At 46.0% G+C, this 21,830-nt stretch carries 22 protein-coding genes and 1 pseudogene; 20 read left to right on the forward strand and 3 right to left on the reverse strand.

The annotated features are described in order from the left end of the window. Positions 1-409, reverse strand: a 409-nt coding sequence (locus UNITIG_RS15450; RefSeq protein WP_369809206.1) for an FAD-dependent oxidoreductase, incomplete at its 3' end; no start/stop codon positions are given. Between the two features lie 324 nt (positions 410-733). Here UNITIG_RS15450 and rpoE point away from each other — a divergent pair. The 16 genes and pseudogenes from rpoE (at position 734) to hemH (ending at position 15,688) form a co-directional block, all read left to right on the forward strand. After that, positions 734-1,354 carry an RNA polymerase sigma factor RpoE gene (gene rpoE / locus UNITIG_RS15455; protein WP_101759616.1) on the forward strand — a complete coding sequence of 207 codons (621 nt, stop codon included), beginning with the start codon at positions 734-736 and terminating at the stop codon, positions 1,352-1,354. A gap of 62 nt (positions 1,355-1,416) precedes the next feature. After that, entirely contained in the window at positions 1,417-1,767 is a 351-nt protein-coding gene (locus UNITIG_RS15460) for a sigma-E factor negative regulatory protein (RefSeq protein ID WP_101759301.1), read from the forward strand. Then, positions 1,764-2,093 (forward strand): hypothetical protein, encoded by a 330-nt coding sequence (locus tag UNITIG_RS15465; protein WP_101759302.1) that lies wholly within the window; start codon positions 1,764-1,766, stop codon positions 2,091-2,093. The genes UNITIG_RS15460 and UNITIG_RS15465 overlap by 4 nt, the downstream gene beginning before the upstream one ends. Before the next feature lie 17 nt (positions 2,094-2,110). Continuing rightward, positions 2,111-3,139: a MucB/RseB C-terminal domain-containing protein gene (locus UNITIG_RS15470; RefSeq protein WP_101759303.1), complete on the forward strand. Its 1,029-nt coding sequence runs from the start codon at positions 2,111-2,113 to the stop codon at positions 3,137-3,139. A gap of 45 nt (positions 3,140-3,184) precedes the next feature. Continuing rightward, positions 3,185-3,667 (forward strand): SoxR reducing system RseC family protein, encoded by a 483-nt coding sequence (locus UNITIG_RS15475; RefSeq protein WP_101759304.1) that lies wholly within the window; start codon positions 3,185-3,187, stop codon positions 3,665-3,667. A gap of 109 nt (positions 3,668-3,776) precedes the next feature. Beyond that, positions 3,777-5,575 (forward strand): annotated as a pseudogene (gene lepA / locus UNITIG_RS15480) (translation elongation factor 4). A 244-nt stretch (positions 5,576-5,819) separates the two neighbouring features. Beyond that, entirely contained in the window at positions 5,820-6,683 is an 864-nt protein-coding gene (gene lepB / locus UNITIG_RS15485) for a signal peptidase I (protein WP_235015469.1), read from the forward strand. A 78-nt stretch (positions 6,684-6,761) separates the two neighbouring features. Continuing rightward, the gene (locus UNITIG_RS15490) at positions 6,762-7,145 is read left to right on the forward strand and encodes a DUF4845 domain-containing protein (protein WP_159931174.1); all 384 of its coding nucleotides are present in this window, start codon (positions 6,762-6,764) and stop codon (positions 7,143-7,145) included. Positions 7,146-7,162: 17 nt separating this feature from the next. Then, positions 7,163-7,846, forward strand: coding sequence for a ribonuclease III (gene rnc, locus UNITIG_RS15495; RefSeq protein WP_369809207.1), 684 nt, complete (start codon positions 7,163-7,165; stop codon positions 7,844-7,846). 33 nt (positions 7,847-7,879) lie between these two features. After that, a complete protein-coding gene (era, locus tag UNITIG_RS15500) occupies positions 7,880-8,779 on the forward strand; it encodes a GTPase Era (RefSeq protein WP_101759307.1) in 900 nt (299 codons plus the stop codon). Between the two features lie 41 nt (positions 8,780-8,820). Continuing rightward, positions 8,821-9,531 carry a DNA repair protein RecO gene (recO, locus tag UNITIG_RS15505; protein ID WP_101759308.1) on the forward strand — a complete coding sequence of 237 codons (711 nt, stop codon included), beginning with the start codon at positions 8,821-8,823 and terminating at the stop codon, positions 9,529-9,531. A gap of 136 nt (positions 9,532-9,667) precedes the next feature. Then, entirely contained in the window at positions 9,668-10,585 is a 918-nt protein-coding gene (gene cysM / locus UNITIG_RS15510) for a cysteine synthase CysM (RefSeq protein ID WP_101759309.1), read from the forward strand. Positions 10,586-10,624: 39 nt separating this feature from the next. Then, positions 10,625-12,871, forward strand: a complete 2,247-nt coding sequence (relA, locus tag UNITIG_RS15515; RefSeq protein ID WP_101759310.1) for a GTP diphosphokinase — start codon at positions 10,625-10,627, stop codon at positions 12,869-12,871. Beyond that, positions 12,853-13,662: a nucleoside triphosphate pyrophosphohydrolase gene (gene mazG / locus UNITIG_RS15520; protein ID WP_200821332.1), complete on the forward strand. Its 810-nt coding sequence runs from the start codon at positions 12,853-12,855 to the stop codon at positions 13,660-13,662. Before relA ends, mazG begins: the two co-directional genes overlap by 19 nt. A 211-nt stretch (positions 13,663-13,873) precedes the next feature. After that, positions 13,874-14,521: an adenylate kinase gene (adk, locus tag UNITIG_RS15525; protein ID WP_101759312.1), complete on the forward strand. Its 648-nt coding sequence runs from the start codon at positions 13,874-13,876 to the stop codon at positions 14,519-14,521. A gap of 180 nt (positions 14,522-14,701) precedes the next feature. Continuing rightward, complete coding sequence (gene hemH, locus UNITIG_RS15530) at positions 14,702-15,688, forward strand: ferrochelatase (protein WP_101759313.1); 987 nt, start codon at positions 14,702-14,704, stop codon at positions 15,686-15,688. 292 nt (positions 15,689-15,980) lie between these two features. Here the strand turns inward: hemH and UNITIG_RS22920 are convergent, their stop codons facing one another. Beyond that, positions 15,981-16,823, reverse strand: a complete 843-nt coding sequence (locus tag UNITIG_RS22920; RefSeq protein ID WP_200821367.1) for a hypothetical protein — start codon at positions 16,821-16,823, stop codon at positions 15,981-15,983. Between the two features lie 135 nt (positions 16,824-16,958). Then, positions 16,959-17,525, reverse strand: coding sequence for a molybdenum cofactor guanylyltransferase MobA (gene mobA, locus UNITIG_RS15540; protein WP_101759314.1), 567 nt, complete (start codon positions 17,523-17,525; stop codon positions 16,959-16,961). Positions 17,526-17,674: 149 nt separating this feature from the next. On the opposite strand from mobA, the gene UNITIG_RS15545 reads away from it, so the two are divergent. From UNITIG_RS15545 to UNITIG_RS15560, 4 genes are all read left to right on the forward strand, one after another. Next, on the forward strand, positions 17,675-19,624 hold the full coding sequence (locus UNITIG_RS15545; RefSeq protein ID WP_101759315.1) for an ATP-dependent DNA helicase: 1,950 nt from the start codon (positions 17,675-17,677) through the stop codon (positions 19,622-19,624). 19 nt (positions 19,625-19,643) lie between these two features. After that, positions 19,644-20,354 carry a tRNA (adenosine(37)-N6)-threonylcarbamoyltransferase complex dimerization subunit type 1 TsaB gene (tsaB, locus tag UNITIG_RS15550; protein ID WP_101759316.1) on the forward strand — a complete coding sequence of 237 codons (711 nt, stop codon included), beginning with the start codon at positions 19,644-19,646 and terminating at the stop codon, positions 20,352-20,354. A 123-nt stretch (positions 20,355-20,477) separates the two neighbouring features. Then, complete coding sequence (locus tag UNITIG_RS15555) at positions 20,478-20,843, forward strand: hypothetical protein (protein WP_101759317.1); 366 nt, start codon at positions 20,478-20,480, stop codon at positions 20,841-20,843. A gap of 89 nt (positions 20,844-20,932) precedes the next feature. Continuing rightward, a complete protein-coding gene (locus tag UNITIG_RS15560) occupies positions 20,933-21,817 on the forward strand; it encodes an NAD(P)-dependent oxidoreductase (protein ID WP_101759318.1) in 885 nt (294 codons plus the stop codon). Positions 21,818-21,830 lie beyond the last annotated feature (13 nt).

The raw sequence follows: 21,830 nt of genomic DNA on the forward strand, positions 1-21,830 counted from the left end.
CAGAGACCGCTCGTCCGTAGCATCGGCGCATGAATAATTCGACGCTGACTGTGGCCCCTTCTTTGGTTAGATGAAAAGAACTGTCTGCATCAGTATTACGGGTGAATTGCACCCCTTGCTCTACTAACCACTCAATTGTGTTGCGACTATTTTCTACAGTAAAAGTCACTGCATCACTATGACAAAGGTTGGCGCCGGCATTGAGGGTATCTTCAATATGGGATTCTATGCTGTCTCGCTGATCTAAAACGGCGGCAATACCACCCTGTGCATAATAGGTGGCGCCCTCATTGAGCTCGCCTTTGCATAACACGGCAACTTGCAGGTGAGAAGGCAGTTGCAAGGCCAGCGATAAGCCAGCGGCGCCGCTACCAATGACCAGAACATCGTGCTGAAATTGTTTACTCATGCTGGGATAGTCGATCTTTAAGCGGTTGGTTACATTGATAGTGTGACAATTGTAGGGTCGTTCCTGAAAAAGTGGGCTAGTATAAACCTGCTTCTATCGGAATTGGCAAGTTTAGTATTAAAAAATGCCTGTTGGCTGAACTTCTTGGAATATCGGCGTTCATAATAGTCAGATTTGGTGCTGCTGTAGTTGTTTTGCATCAGTAAAAGAATTTCCGGACGGGGCGATGGTCAACGGAATATGGGGTTAGCAAAAGCACAAAATGAAGTTATTCAAACGGCTGCGCAGAGTCATGCGAAAGGTCGCCAGAGTACTGGGGGCGTAATGGCAGCGGCGACGCAAACGGATCAGCAATTGGTGGAAAGGGTGCAGCAAGGTGATACCCGGGCCTTTGATTTACTGGTACTTAAATACCAGCACAAAATCTTTGGGCTGATTTCCCGCTATATACGCGATCACAGTGAGATTCAGGATGTGGCACAGGAGGCGTTTATCAAAGCGTACCGTGCCTTGCCCAAGTTTCGTGGCGATAGTGCTTTTTATACCTGGCTTTACAGGATTGCGATTAATACAGCAAAAAACTATTTAGTGGCTAGAAATCGGCGGCCGCCGTCAACCGATGTCGATGTGGCTGATGCAGAACATTACGAATTGGAATCGTCATTGAAGGATATCGAAAATCCGGAAAATGTTCTCTATGGAGAGGAGCTGACACTGGTAGTCGATACTGCCATCAAGTCCCTGCCCGAAGATTTGCGCACGGCGCTAACTTTGCGAGAGTTTGATGGTCTGAGTTATGAAGATATCGCCGATGTCATGGATTGCCCGGTAGGTACGGTTAGATCCAGAATTTTCAGAGCCCGTGAGGCTATTGATAAACAGGTCCAACAGCAGGTATTAGGTCAGTCAGAGGCAGAAGAGCATTTAAGCTTGGTCAAAGGCTAATTGAAGGCAATTTTTATGCTGTGTTTTGTCATACAGCAGTTTTGAGTACAAGAGGTAGTTTCATGAGCGAGCAGTTACAGGAATCCATTTCAGCGCTAGTAGATGGTGAGGCGCAGGAGTTGGAGTTAAGGCGTGTGCTGTCGGTTGATGGTGAGGAGAAGGTTTCGCTGCAACAGCGTTGGTCCCGTTATCATTTAGCAAGAGATGTTATGCATGGCGAGGATGTGCATGGGCAATTTCGGCATATGGACATTTCAAAGCAGGTTAGTATGGCGATCAGCGAGCAGCCAGCTCATTCGTCAACGGCCAGCAAAGCCTGGTGGCAGCCAGTTGCCGGTTTTGCCGTGGCAGCTTCAGTCGCCGCCGCAGTGGTGATTGGTGTGCAAACTTCAGGGTCGATTACCCCGGGTTGAATAATGGCGTACCAGCAGCTGATCAGCCTGCCGTTGCCAGTCGGGTTTATCCGGTGGCTATACAGGGGTCAGGGACTGGCAGTTTGCAGGCATCAGGTAGTGTCGCGGGATACCAAAATCAGAGTTTGCCTAGTGCAGGATTGTTAACCAGCCCTGCTGCTAGTAATGATGTGGTCGCGGCAGATGCTGATCTGGAAATGCAAAAAAGACTTGATCAGCTGATGTTGCGCCATACCCAGCGCGCAGTGTTAAACAATGGTCAGGGAATGGCGTCATTTGCTCGATTGAGTAATTACGATATTCAGGGGCCAGCAGCCAAGAAATAGGGCAATAGGTAGGATTGATGTCTTTCTGTGTTACATCTAGTGTTATTCGATCAATATCAACGACTCACCAGCTTCGGCTGGTGCTGTTGTTTTTGGTGCTGGGTTTCTTGCTGCCTCGAGTTAGCGTGGCTGCCGATGTGCAATCAATGCAGCCCATTAACGCAGTCGGTTGGCTAGACAAAATGTCACATAGTTTTCGCGAGTTAAATTACAGTGGCACCCTCAGTTTTCAGCAAGGCGAGCGGATGGAGTCGTTGCGCATGGCCCATGCGGTGATAGCTGGTGAAGAGTACGAGCGCCTCGATTATTTGGATGGCGATCAGCGTGAAATTATCCGCCGGGGTCATGAGGTTAATTGTATTCATACCGGTCATCATTTGCTGCGTTTTTACCAGCATTCAGGCGGGGCTGGAAGTGCTGGAACGAAGCAAGCGTCCAGTATTGCTGATCTTTATCGGTTTGATATAACTGGTGAGACGCGCGTGGCCGGGCGTAACGCGGTGCAAATACTGGTTACCCCTAAAGATCAGCACCGTTTTGGCTATAGGCTCGCTTTGGATGAAGCAACTGGCTTAATGCTGCGTTCTGAACTTATCGGCAGCAAAGGCCAAGTGTTGGAGCGTTTTCAGTATGTTGATATAACGGTGGGGGTGGCCAAGCCTATCGAGTATTTTTCCGATGCTGGTCATAGCTTTAAGCCTCAGCATGCGGCCCCTAACATGGAAGTAGAGGCTTCAAAATCACGACTTTTGGAAGGTTGGCAGGTGAATTGGTTGCCAAAGGGTTTTACCGCCACTGTTACCGGTGCAGCGGGTGTAACCTCTGATATGGCCACATTTACTGATGGCTTAACGGTATTTTCAGTCTTTTTTGAGGTTGCAAGCAAGAGCGAACAAGAAGGGCGCGCACAGCGCGGTGCTACTACCGCCTATTCAAGAACCTTGCTATTGGCGGGGCATCCTCATAGAGTAACGGTTGTTGGTGAAATTCCTGCCAGGACGGCGCAGCAGGTTGCTACCTCTGTCGCTCTGGTTACTCAACAATAACCATTCAGCTTTATTCCACGGCTAACGGTGTATTTAACAACTGCCATGATGAGAGAAAACGGCCGCGTAGTGGCTATTGAAAATGATTGTTTGTGGGTAGAGACGATTCGTCAGAGTACCTGCAATACGTGCTCTGCGCAAAAGGGCTGCGGCCACGGCATGATGAATAAAATTGGTAATGGCAGGCGCCACCATATCCGTGTGCTACTCGGTGAACGTGTAGCGACCGATTTTGCGATTGATGATCAGGTCGAAATCAGCGTACCCGAGCAGGTGTTGGTTAGTGGAGCGCTATTGGTTTATTTATTGCCTTTAGTGACATTGTTGGCTGGAGCATCAGTAATAGGTCAATGGTGGCCGGGTGATTTTATGGCCTTTATCGGCGCCCTGTGCGGTTTTGCTATGGGTGTGGGTATGGTCAGAATTCACGCCCAGTTTAATCGTAACAATATCACCATGCAGCCAGTTTTAATCGGTCTGGCGCCAGCAACGGGCTACCATGCTCACCAACAGCTTCATCCCAGCTAAGTATTTCATTTATTAACGATTTTCCTTGGACTTATGGCATTTCGCGGATAGCGCCGCTAGGGGCTTTACTGTAAAATCGCGCGCTTGGCCCATTAGGTAGTATTTGTAAGTGAGTGATTTAGCTTTAATTCGAAATTTTTCCATCATTGCCCATATTGACCACGGTAAATCTACCTTGGCCGACCGGTTTATTCAGATTTGCGGAGGCTTAACCGCCCGCGAAATGGCCTCGCAGGTGTTAGATTCCATGGATATCGAGCGCGAGCGTGGTATCACCATCAAAGCACAAAGTGTCACGCTGAAATATAAAGCCAAAGATGGCAACATCTACATGCTGAATTTCATTGATACCCTGGTCACGTTGACTTTACTTACGAGGTTTCACGTTCGCTGGCCGCCTGTGAAGGGGCATTGCTAGTGGTAGATGCTGCGCAGGGTGTTGAGGCGCAATCAGTTGCAAACTGTTATACAGCGATAGAGCAAGGGCTTGAAGTACTACCGGTATTGAACAAAATGGATTTACCGCAGGCTGACCCCGATACGGTGAAGCACGAAATAGAAGAAATTATCGGCCTTGACGCCTCCCATGCGATTCCTGTCAGTGCGAAATCCGGAATGGGTGTAGATGAGTTGCTTGAGCAGCTGGTTGAGCTGATTCCGCCTCCCCAAGGTGATGTGACCGCCGACTTGCAGGCGCTGATTATTGATTCATGGTTTGATAATTATCTTGGTGTGGTGTCGCTGGTTCGAGTAAAAAATGGCGAGATCAAAAAAGGCGACAAGATTATTATGAAGTCGCAGGGCAAAGCTCATATCGCCGAAAGCATTGGCATATTTACCCCCAAGCGACTGGTCACAGGCTCTCTGAAAGCGGGAGAAGTGGGGTTTGTGGTAGCGGGTATTAAAGACATTCATGGTGCGCCGGTAGGCGATACCATTACCCATGCTAAAACCCCTGATGTAAAACAATTGCCGGGGTTTCAGACTATAAAGCCTCAGGTCTACGCCGGTATGTTTACCGTATCCTCGGATGATTATGAAGATTTTCGTGACGCCTTGGCCAAGCTGACCCTGAATGATGCTTCCTTGTTTTATGAGCCCGAATCTTCAGATGCCTTAGGGTTTGGTTTCCGTATTGGTTTCCTTGGTATGTTGCACATGGAAATCATTCAAGAGCGTCTTGAGCGTGAATATGATTTAGACTTGATCACTACCGCCCCGACAGTCATTTATGAAATTGAAAAAAATAATGGCGATATTTTGATGGTGGATAACCCCTCTGCTTTACCGGGAGCGGGTGAAATTAATGAAATTCGCGAGCCGATTGCAGCGGTCAGTATTCTTGTACCTCAGGAATATCTCGGCAATGTACTAACGCTGTGTATAGAAAAGCGCGGCGTGCAAAAAGATATGCAATTCCTTGGCCGTCAGGTGTCGTTACGTTTTGAAATTCCCATGAATGAAGTGGTGATGGATTTCTTTGATAGATTGAAATCAGTGAGCCGGGGTTATGCTTCCTTGGATTACAGTTTTGAGCGTTTTGAAAATGCTAATCTGGTTCGTTTAGATGTATTAATTAATGGTGATCGGGTTGATGCATTGGCGATGATTGTGCATCGTGATCACGCTCAATCCAAAGGGCGTTCGCTGACCGAAAAAATGAAAGAATTAATTCACCGACAGATGTTCGATGTCGCTATTCAGGCGGCGATTGGTGGTCAGATAGTAGCAAGGCAAACAGTCAAAGCGTTACGCAAAAATGTGACTGCAAAATGTTATGGCGGCGATGCCTCACGCAAGAAAAAATTACTGGAAAAGCAAAAAGCGGGTAAGAAGCGAATGAAACAAGTGGGTAGTGTTGAGATACCGCAAAGTGCATTTCTGGCAGTATTGAAAATGGATAGCTAGCTCGAGCAACTAACTATAATAAATAAATGTTAAAGGTTTAAATGGTTCTATGGTTGATTCAATTTTATTATTAGTGGCACTAGCCTCTATTGTCATTTGGTTTTTACAGGAAAAGCTGGTTCGTCCTGAATTACAGAACAAAGTAGATAAGCTCGTAACCAAGGGGCAGCCAGTGCCCGTTGATCAGCTACAGCTGGAGACAATGCCGGCTTCCAATCAATGGATGTTTTATTTAGTCTCATTTATGTGGTTGGGTTGGGCGGCTGCGGTTATTTTAGTGAAAGATGGCGATTTTGCGTTTGTATTAGTGATACTGACGCTGTTGTCCGGTGTTATTACCGGTTTGGATAATCTGTTGTTTCGCAAAGGCCGTAATGCTTTTGCCAGTTCTAAGGCGTTGGTGGAGTACTTGGGTAAATATACTCAGGAGCAACGTGACTCTCTGGAAAGTTATCTCAAGCAGGATCTGATCGTTGGCGAGTATGCGCGCTCATTCTTCCCAGTGTTGGCCATAGTATTGGTACTGCGCTCATTTATTGTTGAGCCCTTTCAAATACCTTCTGCATCGATGGTGCCTACTCTTCAGGTAGGTGATTATATTCTGGTTAATAAATTTACTTATGGCCTGCGTTTACCTGTGCTGGGAACTAAGGTGGTTGAGTTGGGGGAGCCGCAGCGCGGCGATGTGATGGTGTTTTTCCCTCCGCATAAAGATATTTATTTTATTAAGCGCGTCATAGGTTTGCCTGGCGATCAAGTTACCTATAAAGATAAAATGTTGACTGTGAACGGGAAGCCGGTTACGCAAACTTTTTTAGCAGAGCTACCACCAATTAATCCGCAGGTTGAACTATTTTCTGAGAATCTGTTAGGCGCTGAGCATTTGGCCCATAAAAATAAGCGCGTGCTGCGCAAGGATGACTTCTCTATTACAGTAAAGCCAGGTCATTACTGGATGATGGGTGATAATCGCGATAACAGCAGTGATAGTCGTGTTTGGGGCCAGGTGCCTGAGCAGCGCATTGTAGGTAAAGCGTTTGCTATCTGGATGCACTGGCCGTCGTTTGGGCAGCTACCCAGCTTTAGTCGTGACGGTTTAATACAATAGTGTCCGTATAATTACAGGACAATTATGCGGATTGGCACTAAACTTGGTGCAAAGCCAGCAACAGGAGCAACCACTACAATGCATACTCCCCATCGTCAAACCGGCCTATCACTATTGGCCATATTATTTATTCTATTGATTATCGGTTTTGCCGCTACTGTGGCCATTAAATTGATCCCGGTTTATATTGAAGGCGCTACGGTTCGTAGCTCGATTCAGTCGGCCATTGATAAGGACGAATTTAAAGGCATGAGCACCGGGGCCATGAAGTCAAAAATTGGAAAGTTTTTTGAAATCAATATGATTGAAGGGGTGAATGCCAGAGATATCGGTATTAAGAACGATAAAGGTATTATCAAGATTGATGCTAGGTATGAGCAGCGTTTACCGATGATGTATAACATTGATGTAGTAGTAAAGTTTGATGATTTACTATTCGAATTCAAAGCTGACAAAAGATAGTAAGCTGGCCTAAACGAGTGTCACTGAATCCAACTAAAATACGTACGTTAGTGAGGCGATTAGGCTATCAGTTTAATGATATATCCCTCGTTGAATTGGCGTTAAGTCACCGCAGTATTGGCGCCAACAACAATGAGCGGTTAGAGTTTTTGGGTGACTCTATTGTTAACTTTCTTATGGCTGAAGCGCTGTTTTACAAGTTTCCTGACTGTCGTGAAGGTGAACTAAGTCAGATGCGGGCGCAGTTAGTCAAAGGTGCCACACTAGCTGAGATTGCCATAGAATTCGAGCTGGGTGATTACCTTAATTTAGGTCCGGGCGAATTGAAAAGTGGCGGCCATCGCCGTGAGTCAATTTTGGCTGATGCGGTTGAGGCTTTAATTGGTGCGATATTTCTTGATGGTGGTATGGATAGCTGTCGGCAACATGTATTGACATGGTATCAGTCACGACTACTGGCTATTTCTCCGCAGCAATCCAATCGAGATGCAAAATCTTTATTGCAGGAATGGCTGCAATCAAAAGGCCGCGGATTACCCAAGTATTTATTACGCGCTACCACGGGTAGTGATCACCAGCAGCTGTTTGACGTAGAATGCCAAGTGGAGCATTTGCAGCAGAGTTTCACCGGCTCGGGTTCAAGCCGCAAAGTTGCCGAACAGGTTGCTGCGCAGGCCGCATTGGATTTCTTGCAGCTATAATCGTTCGATTAATTTTAACTAAAAGACATACTTATGACAGAACAACCCCGTTGTGGTTACGTTGCTATTGTTGGTCGCCCCAATGTGGGTAAATCCACATTGCTGAATCATATTCTCGGCCAGAAAATCAGCATTACCTCGCGCAAGCCGCAGACTACCCGTCACCGGGTGATGGGGATTAAAACCGAGGGTGACTGTCAAACAATATTTGTCGACACGCCTGGTATTCATCAGGGCGGAGATGCGGATAAGGCTATTAACCGCTATATGAATCGCGCTGCCAGCTCAACCATTAATGATGTGGATGTGGTGGTGTTTGTAGTCGAACGTGGGCAGTGGACTGACGCCGATGAATGGGTGTTAGGTCAAGTGAAGCACGCGGATTGTCCGGTGATATTGGTGATTAATAAAGTCGATCAAATTAAAGATAAATCGATGTTACTGCCTTTTGTAGAATCCTGTAACCAAAAAATGAATTTTGCAGAACTCATTCCAGTCTCTGCATTGAACGGTTCAAATCTGGAGCCTTTAGAGCAAGCGATTCATAATTTTTTACCTGAATCGATCCATCTATTTCCTGAAGATCAAATCACTGATCGTAGTCAGCGTTTTATGGCGGCGGAGTTGGTGCGGGAGAAAATCATGCGACAGTTGGGTGCAGAGTTGCCCTATGCCATGACGGTTGAAATCGAAGATTTTAAAGACAGTGGTAAAAGCTTACATATCCACGCGTTAATTCTGGTCGAGCGTGAAGGGCAAAAACGCATTGTGATTGGTGATAAAGGTAGTCGATTGCGTTTAATTGGCCAAGAGGCGAGGCTGGAAATGGAAAACATGTTTGAACGTAAAGTTATGCTTAAATTATGGGTGAAAGTGAAGTCTGGTTGGTCTGACGATGAGCGTGCACTACGTAGTTTAGGTTATGATGAATAATTTTCTCTCCAGTGATTATTTGACTGATCGGTGCTGAGTTTATGCGCGTCGATGCTCAGCCCGCTTATATTCTCCATACGCGCAACTTTCGCGACAGTAGCTTAATTGTTGATTTTCTTACCGCTGATTTTGGCCGTATTAGCGGTGTGGTCAAAGGTGTTCGCTCCAGTTCCAAAACAGCCAAGCAAAAACGTGCTGCAACTCAACCTTTTATTCCACTAATAATTAGCTGGACCGGTAAAACCGATTTAAAAACCATTACTGCACTTGAGTGCCGAGGGGCGTCTATGCCCTTGCATGCAGAGCGTTTATATAGTGGTTTTTATATTAATGAATTACTGTCGCGTTTATTGCAGTCCTATGACGTGCATAGTGAGATTTATACGCTCTATGAGTGGGCGCTAAAAAGTTTGCAGCGAGATGAAGCTATCGATCTAATTTTACGCCGCTTTGAATTTCGTTTATTAGAGGAGATGGGTTACGGCCTGGATTTGACCGTTGATGCGGAATCCGGCCAGCAGCTTGATCCAGTTGACCATTATCAACTATTAGTTGGTCAGGGGCTGGTACGCGTGCCTGCCGGCGAAGCCCAGCAAGTTCCAGGCACAGTTTATCTGGGGAAGGATTTATTGGGCATTGCTTGTGGTCAGTTTGATGAACACAATCGCCGCATCGCGAAACAGCTTTGTCGGCAGTTATTAAAAGTCTATTTAGGTGATAAACCGTTAAAAAGCCGGGAACTATTTCGCTAGATCTGCGAACTAATTGTAGTCATAAAAGGTGGAATTATAAGTTGCCTGAGTGGGCTTGCTGGTTCATTGCAAATTGCCAGTGTATCATCGTCGATATTTAATAATTCACACTGAATGTAATAGGTTTTAAGTTGTTATGGTCTTTCCAACCATCGAAGATTATGTAGGTTCTACCCCGCTAGTTCGCTTACAGCGAATGATAGGAGATTCCACCAATACCATCTTGCTAAAGCTTGAGGGCAATAACCCTGCGGGATCTGTTAAAGATCGGCCTGCGCTGAGTATGATCAACCGTGCAGAAATGCGTGGTGACATTAAACCTGGCGATACGTTAATAGAAGCGACCAGTGGTAACACCGGTATAGCACTGGCAATGGCCGCGGCGATTAAAGGTTATAAAATGCTGCTGATTATGCCCAATCATATGAGTACAGAGCGTAAGCTGGCAATGGCTGCTTATGGTGCGCAGCTGATTGAAGTCACCCAGCAACAAGGTATGGAGGGGGCCAGAGACTTGGCTCTGGCGATGCAAGCAGAAGGCAAAGGGATTGTGCTGGATCAGTTTGCAAATGCCGATAATCCCATAGCCCATTATGAAACGACAGGGCCAGAGATTTGGCAACAATCGCAACAGCGAATTACTCATTTCGTGAGTTCTATGGGTACCACCGGTACCATTATGGGGGTTTCGCGCTATCTAAAAGAACAAAATCCAGCTATTGAAATTATTGGTTTGCAGCCAGAAGATGGCTCCAGTATTCCGGGTATTCGGCGTTGGCCAGAACAATATCTACCGAGTATTTTTGATAGTACACGAGTAGACCGGGTGATCGATATCGATCAGCAGTTGGCTGAGCAAACGATGAAACGTTTAGCTGCAGAAGAGGGCATATTTTGTGGTGTGTCTTCTGGTGGTGCAGTTGCGGGAGCATTGCAGTTATCAGCCGAGGTTGAAAATGCGGTGATAGTTGCGATTATTTGCGATCGAGGTGATCGTTACTTATCGACGGGGGTATTTGACTCGGCACTAACGGACGTTAGTGGTGATGGTTAGCGTCTTCTATTCATTACCAAAAGGATTAATATAATAACGATGGTAAAAGTCCGCGAAGAACATCCGGAAAATGATGATGGTTCAGTCAATATAGAACGTTGGCTGGCGCGATTGCCTGTTGATGCTGAGCTCGATAAAAAGCAGTTGCAGCAAGCTTGTGAGCTGAGTTATCAGGCTGAAAAAAAGGCTATTGCAGTTTCGGATAAAGCCTGGGATGAAATGACCAGTAGTTTTCGCATCGGTTTGGAAATGGCTGAAATTTTGGCCGATTTACGCTTGGATCAGCCATCGTTAATAGTCGCTATTTTGTATCGCGCGGTCAGGGAAGAAAAGCTGGAGTTAAGTGTTGTGGAGTCACAATTTGGTGACGAAATTAGTCGTATGATTGCGGGTGTTATGCGCATGGCTGCGATGAGTAAGGTCGTTGCCAGTGATAGTCCGGTGCTAGGTCAGGCTGAAGCCCAGAAAGACAATATTCGCAAAATGCTAGTGGCACTGGTTGATGATGTACGCGTTGCGTTAATCAAATTGGCCGAACGTACGTGTGCTATCCGTATGGTAAAAAATAATCCTGCCAAGCGTTACCGGGTTGCAAGGGAAGTACATGATATCTATGCGCCGTTGGCACACCGTTTAGGTATTGGTCAGATTAAGTGGGAATTAGAAGATTTATCTTTTCGCTATCTACAGCCTGTGGCATATAAAAAAATTGCCAAGCTATTAGATGAGAAACGTTTAAATCGACAAAGTTATATTATGGAAGTCACTAGTAGCTTGCAGTCCGTACTTCAATCCAGCGGGATTGAGGCTGAGCTAAGCGGTCGAGCCAAGCACATCTACAGCATTTGGCGAAAAATGCAACGCAAAGGAATTGGCTTTTCCCAGGTGTACGATATTCGTGCCGTGCGTGTGTTGGTGCCGGAAATGAAAGACTGTTACGCGGCCTTGGGCTTAGTGCATGGTTTGTGGCGGAATATTCCCAATGAGTTCGATGATTACATCGCTAACCCTAAGGATAATGGTTATCGGTCACTTCATACTGCCGTTATAGGTCCCGAAGGTAAAGTATTAGAAATACAAATTCGCACCTTCCAAATGCATGAAGAAGCCGAATTTGGTGTGTGCGCGCATTGGCGCTACAAAGGCAGCGATAATCAGGGCGGCAATAGCTATGAAGAAAAGATTGCCTGGCTGCGACAGGTGTTGGATTGGCATGAAGAAACCGGGGCAGGCTCTTCGGAAGTGGCGGAGCATTTTTCGCGTGCACAGGATAGAGTTTATGTTTTCACTCCAGAAGGGCATGTAGTGAATTTAGCGCAAGGTTCAACGCCTTTGGATTTTGCTTACCATATTCATACTGAGGTAGGGCATCGTTGCCGTGGGGCCAAAGTCAATGGTCGCATTGTGCCGCTTACCTATCAGTTAGGTACTGGCGAACGGGTAGAAATCCTTACGTCGAAAGAAAATGCCCCACGTCGCGATTGGTTACAGTCCAGCCTGGGCTATTTAAAGTCAGGTCGCGCTCGCGCCAAAGTGCAACACTGGTTTAAGCAGCAGGCTCGCGAGGATAATGTTGCGGCAGGTCGAGGCCTTATTGAAAAAATCTGTAAGCGTTTGGCTTTGACTAGTCTTGATTACAAAGCGCTGGCTAAGTACTTTGGTCATCATGCGGTTGAGGATATGTATGCGGCAGTGGGTTCTGCCGATATCAGCGCTGCGCAAGTGATGCATGCAGTCCAGCATTTATTCCAGCAGTTACCGGAGCCTACGTTAAAACCTGCTGAGCCTAAATCAACGCAAGTCAGTAATGATGCCATCCATGTAAGAGGTGTGGGGAACTTGCTGATTCACTATGCCGGCTGCTGTAAGCCACTGCCTGGAGATGTGATTATTGGTTACGTTACTCAAGGGCGTGGGGTGAGTATTCACCGGGAAGATTGTAATAAAGTATTGCAGTTGCAATATACCGAGCCTGAGCGGATTATTGAAGTGAGCTGGGGTGATACGCCAGAAGTAACCTATCCGGTTGATATTGTTATCAAGGCTTATGACAGAAGTGGCTTACTACGTGATGTTACTACTATGCTAGCTAATGCCCGCATCAATGTTATCGCAGTAAATACCTTGTCTGATAAATTAGCGAATACTGCCACCATGAACTTAAGTGTTGAAATTGCTGGTTTGGAAGCGCTGGGTAATTTACTCGTGCGGATCAATCGCTTGCCTAATGTATTGTCTGCTGAACGCGTGCGGGAGGCGGTTAGGTTTTGCCTGAGTACACGCTAGACGATCTATTGTATTTAATGTCGCGATTGCGTGATCCCCAAGATGGCTGTCCTTGGGATTTAGTGCAGGATTTTTCCACTATCGCTCCGCATACTATTGAAGAGAGTTATGAGCTGGAGGATGCTATTGTCAGTGGCAACTTTCAGCAGATAAAGGAAGAGCTTGGCGATGTCTTATTTCAAGTGGTGTTTCATGCCCAATTAGGTAATGAGCAGAATCATTTCAATTTTTCCGATATTGTTTCCACGCTGATATCCAAGTTGATTCGACGTCACCCGCATGTATTTCCAGATGGCACGCTGCGCAGTCGTGTGGGGCAACAACAGGTTGCTACTGAAGACATTAAGCGTAACTGGGAGTCAATCAAAACATCGGAACGGCAGGCCAAGCAGCAGTCAGCCGTGTTAGACGATGTACCGTTGGCTCTGCCGGCATTAGCTCGTGCGGCTAAACTGCAAAAAAGAGCGGCAGCCGTTGGTTTTGATTGGGATGATGTTGATCAAGTGTTAATGCACCTGAAATCAGAAATTGAAGAATTGTTAGCAGCAAGAGAGCAGCAATCACCACAATCTATTGAGGAAGAAATGGGAGATGTGTTGTTTTGTGCGGTCAATATTGCGCGTCATTTAAAGATAGAGCCAGAGACGGCTTTGCGTAAAGCAAACCGAAAGTTTGAACAGCGCTTTCGGTTTATTGAAGAGCAGTTATCGCTGGCCCATAGTTCCCCCGCTGATGCAAGTCTGGAGCTAATGGATGAGCTTTGGGAGAAGGCCAAGCAAAGTGGGTTTTAAACTGTGCCAATGAATGCTTTTTGCTGTTGCTGGTTAAATAAAATACTATCTTAAGTGATTGATTTTAAAGTGATTGTTCTGAGGCTTGCTGGTCTAAACTCGATTTGCTTGAGCTTAGGAGGTTACCTGTGTATGGTGTTGCGCCATTCTGGTCAGCTTGGTTTTTTTGAACCCCGGGCTAGCTACCTTCAGTAATGTCAGGAGCATTTATATGCGAGCAATTTTATTAGGCCCCCCAGGTGCCGGCAAAGGTACTCAAGCACAATTCATTTGTGAAAAATTTAGTATCCCGCAGATTTCTACCGGCGATATGCTAAGGGCCGCAGTTAAAGCCGAAACAGTTATGGGGCTTCAGGTTAAAGCGGTGATGGATTCGGGCGGTTTGGTTTCTGACGAAATTATTATAGGTATTGTAAAAGAGCGTATCGCTGAAAGTGATTGCGCTAACGGATTTCTATTTGATGGATTTCCGCGCACTATTCCACAAGCGGAAGCGTTGCAGGCTGCCAATGTTGAGATTGATGTGGTATTGGAGATTGCAGTGGATGATGAGGAAATAGTGACTCGTATGAGTGGCCGTCGTGTGCATGAAGCATCGGGTCGTGTTTATCACACTGTGTTTAATCCACCGAAGCAAGATGGGCTCGATGATGAAACTGGCGAGCCGTTGCTACAGCGCAAAGATGATGCTGAGGATACAGTTCGGACCCGTTTAAATGTTTATCATGAGCAGACTGAGCCATTAGTAGCTTTCTATCAGGATATGCAGGGTGATAATGTGCCAGTTTATCGATGTGTAGAGGGCGTGGGTAGCGTAGATGAAATACGTGAAAAAGTTTACCGGGCTTTAGCGGTTTAAGCTAAATGCTAGCAAAAAAGGCCCCTTGATTGGGGCCTTTTTTATGGTGACTTATCTATACAGCTTTTATAATACTGCACCAAAGTCCTGAAACTAACGTATAACTAACGGGTAGCTAATTTCCATTCGATTAATAATTGTTAGCAATCATCTATACCACTAACCATTTCGGAACCCTTAATGAAAAAAGCTGTTGTGATAATGAACCTGGGCACGCCTGCTGAACCCACCAAAAATGCAGTGCGGTCATTTTTAAAGGAGTTCTTGTCTGATTCCCGGGTAGTAGAAATCCCACGCGCAATTTGGTGGTGGATTTTGCATTTAATTATTCTGAATTTCAGAACGCCGAGAGTTGCCAGGGCTTATCAAAAAATCTGGCAGCAGGATGGATCGCCCTTGCGTGTTATTACCGTAGCACAGGCCGACAAGCTGCAAACACACCTGCAAACGACTTATGGTAAAGCCGATTGCCCTCAAGTGAAGCTGGCAATGACCTATTCGGGCCCTTGCCTTGCTGATGTGGTTAGCGAACTCCAGCAGCAAGGTGTGGATCATATTGTGCTGCTGCCTTTGTATCCTCAATACTCGGCAACAACTACAGGTAGTATTTATGATCAGTTGGCAGCGATTATTGTCCGTCAGCGTGATATTCCATCGGTTCACATTATTAAGCAGTATTTCGATCACCCGCTTTACATAAAAGCACTGGCTCACTCGGTTGAGGAGCAGTGGTCGCAAACCGGGCGCCCGGATCGTTTATTGATGTCTTTTCATAGCATCCCGCAACGTTATGTTGATGCTGGCGACCCCTATTATGAGCAATGCATGGGTACAGCAAAATTATTGGCGGAAAAATTAGGTTTGAATCAGGGGCAGTGGCTGGTGAGCTTTCAGTCACGAATTGGTTTTGCTAAATGGCTGTCGCCATACACGATTGAAGTGCTCAAAGAGCTGGGTGAGCAAGAGATTAAACATGTTGACGTAATATGCCCTGCATTTGCTGCTGATTGTTTAGAAACGCTGGAAGAAATTCAATATGAAAATAAAGCCGTTTTCATTGCAGCTGGAGGGGAGCAGTTCAACCTAATTCCCTGTCTGAATGAACACCCGGATCACATAGAAATGATGGCTTCGATTATCGATAATTATTTGCCCAAAACATCATAATCATTGATTTTGATTGTAAAAACCTTGTTATGTTTTAAGGGAAAGTACCCAGTTCGGACTTTTGCCATTTTGTGCAAACTAAAATAAAAATATGCGCCAAATCTCATTTTTCATCTCTTTTTTATCAAAATAGGCAAAAAATCGAAAAAAAAGCATTGAAAATCGAAAAAAAACTTTTGTATTTCCATTTTTTAGTCTAAAAATTAAATTGATTTTAAAAATCGGTGCTAGTTTTCTTATTTCCTGTTTGTTGTTTAACTCGAATTAAGAAACTGAGTTAGCACAAATGTGATCACATTTGAGGAGAAACCATAATGGCAACAGCAAAAGCAAAAGCCAAAAAGAAACCAGCAGCTAGAAAGGCCGTTGCCAAAAAGGCACCGGCAAAGAAAGCTAAGAAGAAAGTTGATGTAGTAAAAGCATTGGCAAGTGCAGAAGCGGTATTAGCTAAACTGCAGGCGTCTATAGCTGCTGAAAAGAAAACCCAGGCCGCTTTGAAGAAAGCATCAGATGCAGCTAAGAAGAAAGCGGCTAAATCTGGTAAGGCTGTCGATAAGAACGCTGCTAAGCGTGCAAGAGCCCGAGTAGTTAAAATTGGCGGTAAGCTATCAGGTTTGCGTGCAAAGCTGGCAGATGCCCGTGTAGTAGCCCGTAAAGCTTCTGCAGCAGCAAAGGCTGAAGCTAAGAAAGTGAAGGCAGCTGAGAAGAAGGCTGCAGCAAGAGCTAAGGCTGCTGCGCGTAAAGCTGCGGCAAGAGCTAAAGCTGCAGAGCGTAAAGCTGCTGCTAAAGCTAAAGCCGCTGCCAGAAAGTTAGCTGCTAAAGCCAAGGCTGCAGAGCGTAAAGCTGCTGCTAAAGCCAAAGCTGCTGCTAAGAAAGCCGCTGCTAAAGCCAAGGCTGCAGAGCGTAAAGCTGCTGCTAAAGCCAAAGCTGCTGCTAAGAAAGCTGCTGCTAAAGCCAAAAAGGCCGCTAAGAAAAAGCCAGCTAAGAAAAAAGCTGCTGCTAAGAAGAAGCCTGCTAAGAAAAAGGCAGTAGCTAAGAAAAAGCCAGCTAAGAAAAAAGCAGCTAAGAAAAAGCCTGCTAAGAAAAAAGCAGTAGCTAAGAAAAAGCCAGCTGCCAAGAAAAAGGCAGCACCCAAGAAAAAGCAGCTAAGAAGAAGCCAGCTGCTAAGAAAAAGGCTAAAGCGAAGAAAAAGTAAGCTTATTTAGCTTTGTATTAGTCCAAAACCGCTGATTGCCCTAATCAGCGGTTTTTTTATGCCTGTAATAGCGGTTTAAAGTAAGTCTTCAGGGACGTTAAAGTTGCTAAAAGCGGCCTTTTCTGCAGTAAAGGGCACGGCAACTGTATTCATGGTCTGGTACCACCCCTTCAAGCTTCGCTCCCCATTGGCTAAATACCGGTTAATGTCGTTTAGGAGTGACCGCTTTAAGAGTACCGGTAAATAATGTTGGCGATTATGGGCGAGAGGGTAGGCAATATCTGCCTGTTGCGAGCTCGCTGCTTGCAGTAATGTTGTTGCCAGATGTTGGGGCAATAGAGGCGTATCACAGGCGCAAACCAGTGCCCATTGGTGAGTTGCTAGCGGTAATGATGCTTGAATTCCTGCCAGCGGCCCTTGAAAACCATCGAGCTCATCGTGGGTCAGTGGAAACCCCAGTTGTTGGTAGCGCTCAATATTACGATTACAGTTAATGATGATTTGCTGGCACTGAGGCTCCATCTGGTCAATCACATATTGCACCAGCTTTTTCCCTCGCCAGATAACCAGTCCTTTGTCCTGTTGGTTAAATCGCTGGCCTTGTCCACCGGCTAATATAATTGTAGTAATCGGCTGTTTCATGAGTGCTGTCTTTGATTTGCTGTGATATTGAAACGTTGAATTGTATTAAGGCTTGAATCAGCTTGTTACAATGGTCGTAAAATTAAGGGCATTATTATATGTCAATTCCAATACCCGCCGTACGTATAATAAGTTAGTGATCGTTAATAATGTCAAAACTTGGTAGTGCTGAATTATTGTCTGCGAACGGGCCCTTTGCTCAGCAGTGGTCGCGTTTTTTACCGCGTATAGGGCAGCAGCAGATGGCGGAAGCTATTCAGTTGTTGATTGAGTCAGATGTAACTAATGATACTGTGGTAAATCAACCGTTAGTACTTGAGGCGCCTTCCGGGTCTGGAAAAACGCTGGCATACCTTGTACCCATTATTCAGTACGGCCGTCGGGTTATCATTTCAACGGCGAGCCGCTATTTACAGAATCAACTCTGCCGGCATGATATTCCCTTAGTAGCTAAAATTTTACAGAAATCCCCTCGTGTAGCTTTATTGCAGGGGCGAAAAAATTATCTGTGTCCCTATTATCTTGAGCAGCACTTAAAGACATCCAAGTTGGGAGTCTTGCCCGCTTTGGCTAGAATAAAACAGTTTTACCATACGACCGGTTATGGTGAATTGTCGAAGTACGAGTCGTTACTTACTCCGCAAATTCATCCTTTGGTTAGTTGTGATAACGATGACTGTCTTGGTCAGCGTTGTCCTCAGTTTGATCGTTGCCCATTAATGCTAGCCCGAGCAAAAGCCCAGTGCGCCGATATCCTGGTGATTAATCACAGTATTTTATTTTCTGATAAAGTCATGCGTCGAGAAAGTCTGGGTGACTTATTGCCTGAAGTCGACCTTGTGTTAGTTGATGAGGCGCATCGCCTGGCAGATTTCGCTGACACTATTTTAGGTCAACAAGTCAGCAGCAAAAAGATAAAGGCGTTTTGTAAACAAGCGCAGGACGTATTGGTTGAGTTTTGCCCCGAACAACGCAGTTTGCTTAAATTTATTTCGCAAGTAACAGCTGTTGCTGATCAACTGGGTGGGAAGTTACCTTCATTGGTTGACTATGAAGCGTTCCGGCACCGTGCAGTGGTCATGCACTGGGTTGGCGTCTTTGATCGTATGGCGAGTAGCTTGCAGCAGCTGGAGCAGCGCGACCAGATTTTGTTGGAGCTCTCAATTAAAAGTCAGCATTTATTGGCGTGCTTGACTGCTATTGCTAGCTCGGAGGGCTTGTGTTGGGTGCAAGCTAGAACCAATGGCTTTTTAATGCAGTCGATCCCTTTGCACTTGTCCGCTTTGTTGCAAGATTTGCAACAGGAATCCAACGCGAGATGGGCGTTTACCTCGGCGACATTATCCGTAGCTGATGATCCCTCCCGCTTTTTATCTTCGTTGGGTTTGCCACCGGCAAGTTTTAACCGTATGAGCAGTGAAATAGATCATCAGCAGCAGGCCATTTTGTATCTACCGCCATTGCCGGTTGAGCCAGAGCATGCTGAATTTATTGAGTGCTTTGCTTCACATTTGTTATCGCTGATTGAGCAAGTTGATGGCCGTGTATTGGTATTGTTCAGCAGTTATCAGTATCTGGAGCAAACGGCTTCGCTGCTTGCATCTAAAACCAGTCGAACACTACTGATTCAAAAAACCTCTGCAAATAAGCGTGGTGTTGCAGCGGCAGGTGGTGATAATTTTCAGTTAATCCAGCAGTTCAAGGCGTGCAACAATGGGGTATTGTTAGGGACGGGCAGCTTTTGGGAGGGGCTGGATTTGTCGGGTGTGCCTTTATCGGCAGTGGTGATCGATAAGTTACCCTTTGCGCCACCCGATTCGCCATTGATTCAATTGCGCGCTGCTGAGTTGGCAGCCCATGGTGTTGATAGTTTTGAGCACTATATGCTGCCGGCGGCAGTCATTCGTTTGCGTCAGGGTTGTGGTCGTTTATTACGGCGTCCATCTGATCGGGGGGTTATAATGATTGCTGATAAACGGTTACTAAGTAAGCCATATGGCCGTGTTTTTTTAGCTAGTTTGCCGGTGATGGCTCAAGTGACTTCACTGCCGCTTGTAACCGATTTTTTAGCTCGCAAAAAAACCGATGCCGTTAGTTAATTTGATTGTGTGGTAATAAATGAAAATACTGGCTCTTGATAGTTCAACGCATGCCTGCTCAGTGGCGCTGTTAGATAAACAGTCGAATGCCGAGGCAGTCATTCAGCATCATTTTGAGTTGGCAGCACGTCAACATACTCAGCGATTATTGCCAATGGTGGATCAATTACTGGTTGATTGTGGTGTGTCACTGTCGCAAATAGATGCAATAGCTTTTGGTCGTGGGCCAGGGTCATTTACCGGTTTGCGTATTTGTTTAGGGGCCGTACAGGGTTTGGCCTATGGAGCAGACATACCGGTGATCGCTATTTCCACCTTGGCTGCTCAGGCTCAGGCGTGGCTCATGACTGAAGGGCAGGGCGTTAAGTCCGATTTTTTATTGAGTACTCTGGATGCACGAATGAGCGAAGTGTACTGGGCGCTGTACCAATTAGAGGGGCATCAGTTGGTTTGTGTCGGGGATGAGCGGTTGACAGCGCCAGAGCAGTTGTTAGCCGGTCATCACGTCGATAGACAAAATATTATAGGCTTGGGTAGTGGTTATCAGTACGCTGTTCAAGTCAATCAATTTGAGCACTATCAGCAATGGCATGCTGACATTTTGCCAACAGCGTCTGCCGTAGCTGAGCTGGCGCAGTATGATTTTGAACGAGGCCTGTTGTATCCGGCTGAACAGGCGCTCCCTGTTTATCTACGTGATGAGGTGGCCTGGCAAAAGCAATCTGTTTAAGGCTTATTTATTTTATCTGGTGGCTGCTTTATTTCATGTTATTGATGGTTTTGAGGCTATTCCATAAGCGACGATCAGAGCCTATAATAACCTCCGTTTTATTAACTGTGTCGAGTTATTAGCGTGCAAATTTCTTCGCTGCCAATCGTTACGCTCCCGCCTTCGCAAACCCAGCGTTCGGATATTAGTACCCGGGTGGTGAAGGACGTACAGCGGGAAACCACGCGCAATGCTGATGACGACCGTAACAACAGTTCATTGGATGAGTTACGTGCTCGCAGTGACGAGTTATTACAGCAACGAGTTGATTCGGCATCGGCAGGTAGTGGCCTGAATAATAGCAATAGTAATCAGGCCAACCGCCAACCATTGAGTCGTGATGATTTACCGTTAAATACCCGTAAGGCGCTACAAACCTTTGCTGAAAATACCCCCACCCCTGAGCAGCGATTGGGAGTTGAATTGGTCGGTATTGACACGTTTGCGTAGCGTTTTAGTCAAAATTTATTTCCTTATATATCAATTTATTATCTGTATTTACTAAAGTAATTTATTTGCTTTGAAGAGGGGTTGACACAATGTCTGAATCAAAAGCATTAGCCTTTATTGGTCTCGGGGTAATGGGTTACCCGATGGCAGGGCATTTGCAAAAAGCAGGGCATGAGGTCACGGTTTTCAACCGCAATACCGATAAAGCCCGCCAATGGGCAGAAGAATATGGTGGTCAGTGGGCGACGACACCGGCGCAGGCAGCAGCTAATGCCACCATGGTATTTAGTTGTGTAGGTAATGATGATGACTTACGCGCGGTGATGCTGGGTGAAGATGGCGTGTTGAGAGGGCTTGCGCCAGCGGCGATTGTGGTAGATCACACCACTACCTCTGCAGAAGTCGCTCGTGAAGTGGCAGGTTTATTAGCGGCACATGGTAATGGTTTTATAGATGCGCCTGTTTCTGGTGGTCAAGCCGGGGCTATAAATGGTCAGCTAACAGTCATGTGCGGTGGCCGTGATGATATTTATCGACAAGTTACGGGTGTGGTTGCAGCTTACGCTGGGACCATCAAATGGCTAGGCGATACTGGCGCCGGACAGTTAGCTAAAATGGTTAATCAAATATGTATCGCCGGATTGGTTCAAGGGTTGGCGGAAGGTTTGCATTTTGCGCAGGCGGCAGATTTAGATGTAGCAGCGGTGGTTGAAGTCATCAGCCAAGGTGCGGCGCAGTCCTGGCAAATGAATAATCGCCACCAAACAATGATTAACGGTCAATATGATCATGGTTTTGCCGTAGACTGGATGCGTAAAGATTTAGCTTATGTGTTAGAAGAAGCACGCCGTAATGGCAGTCACTTACCCGTGACCAGTTTGGTCGATCAATTTTATAGTGAAGTGCAATCTTTGGGTGGTGGTCGCTGGGATACCTCTAGTTTATTGGCGCGTTTAGAGCATTTCCGAAAGTAATATTAGTCAATTC

This window comes from Oceanicoccus sp. KOV_DT_Chl (assembly GCF_900120175.1).
Lineage (GTDB): Bacteria > Pseudomonadota > Gammaproteobacteria > Pseudomonadales > Dasaniaceae > Oceanicoccus.

Bases quoted from the DNA above. Each gene is read 5' to 3' on its own strand.
- rpoE (WP_101759616.1), top strand. From the start codon at position 734: ATGGCAGCGGCGACGCAAACGGATCAGCAATTGGTGGAAAGGGTGCAG.
- UNITIG_RS15460 (WP_101759301.1), top strand. From the start codon at position 1,417: ATGAGCGAGCAGTTACAGGAATCCATTTCAGCGCTAGTAGATGGTGAG.
- UNITIG_RS15470 (WP_101759303.1), top strand. From the start codon at position 2,111: ATGTCTTTCTGTGTTACATCTAGTGTTATTCGATCAATATCAACGACT.
- UNITIG_RS15475 (WP_101759304.1), top strand. From the start codon at position 3,185: ATGATGAGAGAAAACGGCCGCGTAGTGGCTATTGAAAATGATTGTTTG.
- lepB (WP_235015469.1), top strand. From the start codon at position 5,820: ATGTGGTTGGGTTGGGCGGCTGCGGTTATTTTAGTGAAAGATGGCGAT.
- UNITIG_RS15490 (WP_159931174.1), top strand. From the start codon at position 6,762: ATGCATACTCCCCATCGTCAAACCGGCCTATCACTATTGGCCATATTA.
- era (WP_101759307.1), top strand. From the start codon at position 7,880: ATGACAGAACAACCCCGTTGTGGTTACGTTGCTATTGTTGGTCGCCCC.
- recO (WP_101759308.1), top strand. From the start codon at position 8,821: ATGCGCGTCGATGCTCAGCCCGCTTATATTCTCCATACGCGCAACTTT.
- cysM (WP_101759309.1), top strand. From the start codon at position 9,668: ATGGTCTTTCCAACCATCGAAGATTATGTAGGTTCTACCCCGCTAGTT.
- relA (WP_101759310.1), top strand. From the start codon at position 10,625: ATGGTAAAAGTCCGCGAAGAACATCCGGAAAATGATGATGGTTCAGTC.
- adk (WP_101759312.1), top strand. From the start codon at position 13,874: ATGCGAGCAATTTTATTAGGCCCCCCAGGTGCCGGCAAAGGTACTCAA.
- hemH (WP_101759313.1), top strand. From the start codon at position 14,702: ATGAAAAAAGCTGTTGTGATAATGAACCTGGGCACGCCTGCTGAACCC.
- mobA (WP_101759314.1), bottom strand. From the start codon at position 17,525: ATGAAACAGCCGATTACTACAATTATATTAGCCGGTGGACAAGGCCAG.
- UNITIG_RS15545 (WP_101759315.1), top strand. From the start codon at position 17,675: ATGTCAAAACTTGGTAGTGCTGAATTATTGTCTGCGAACGGGCCCTTT.
- tsaB (WP_101759316.1), top strand. From the start codon at position 19,644: ATGAAAATACTGGCTCTTGATAGTTCAACGCATGCCTGCTCAGTGGCG.
- UNITIG_RS15560 (WP_101759318.1), top strand. From the start codon at position 20,933: ATGTCTGAATCAAAAGCATTAGCCTTTATTGGTCTCGGGGTAATGGGT.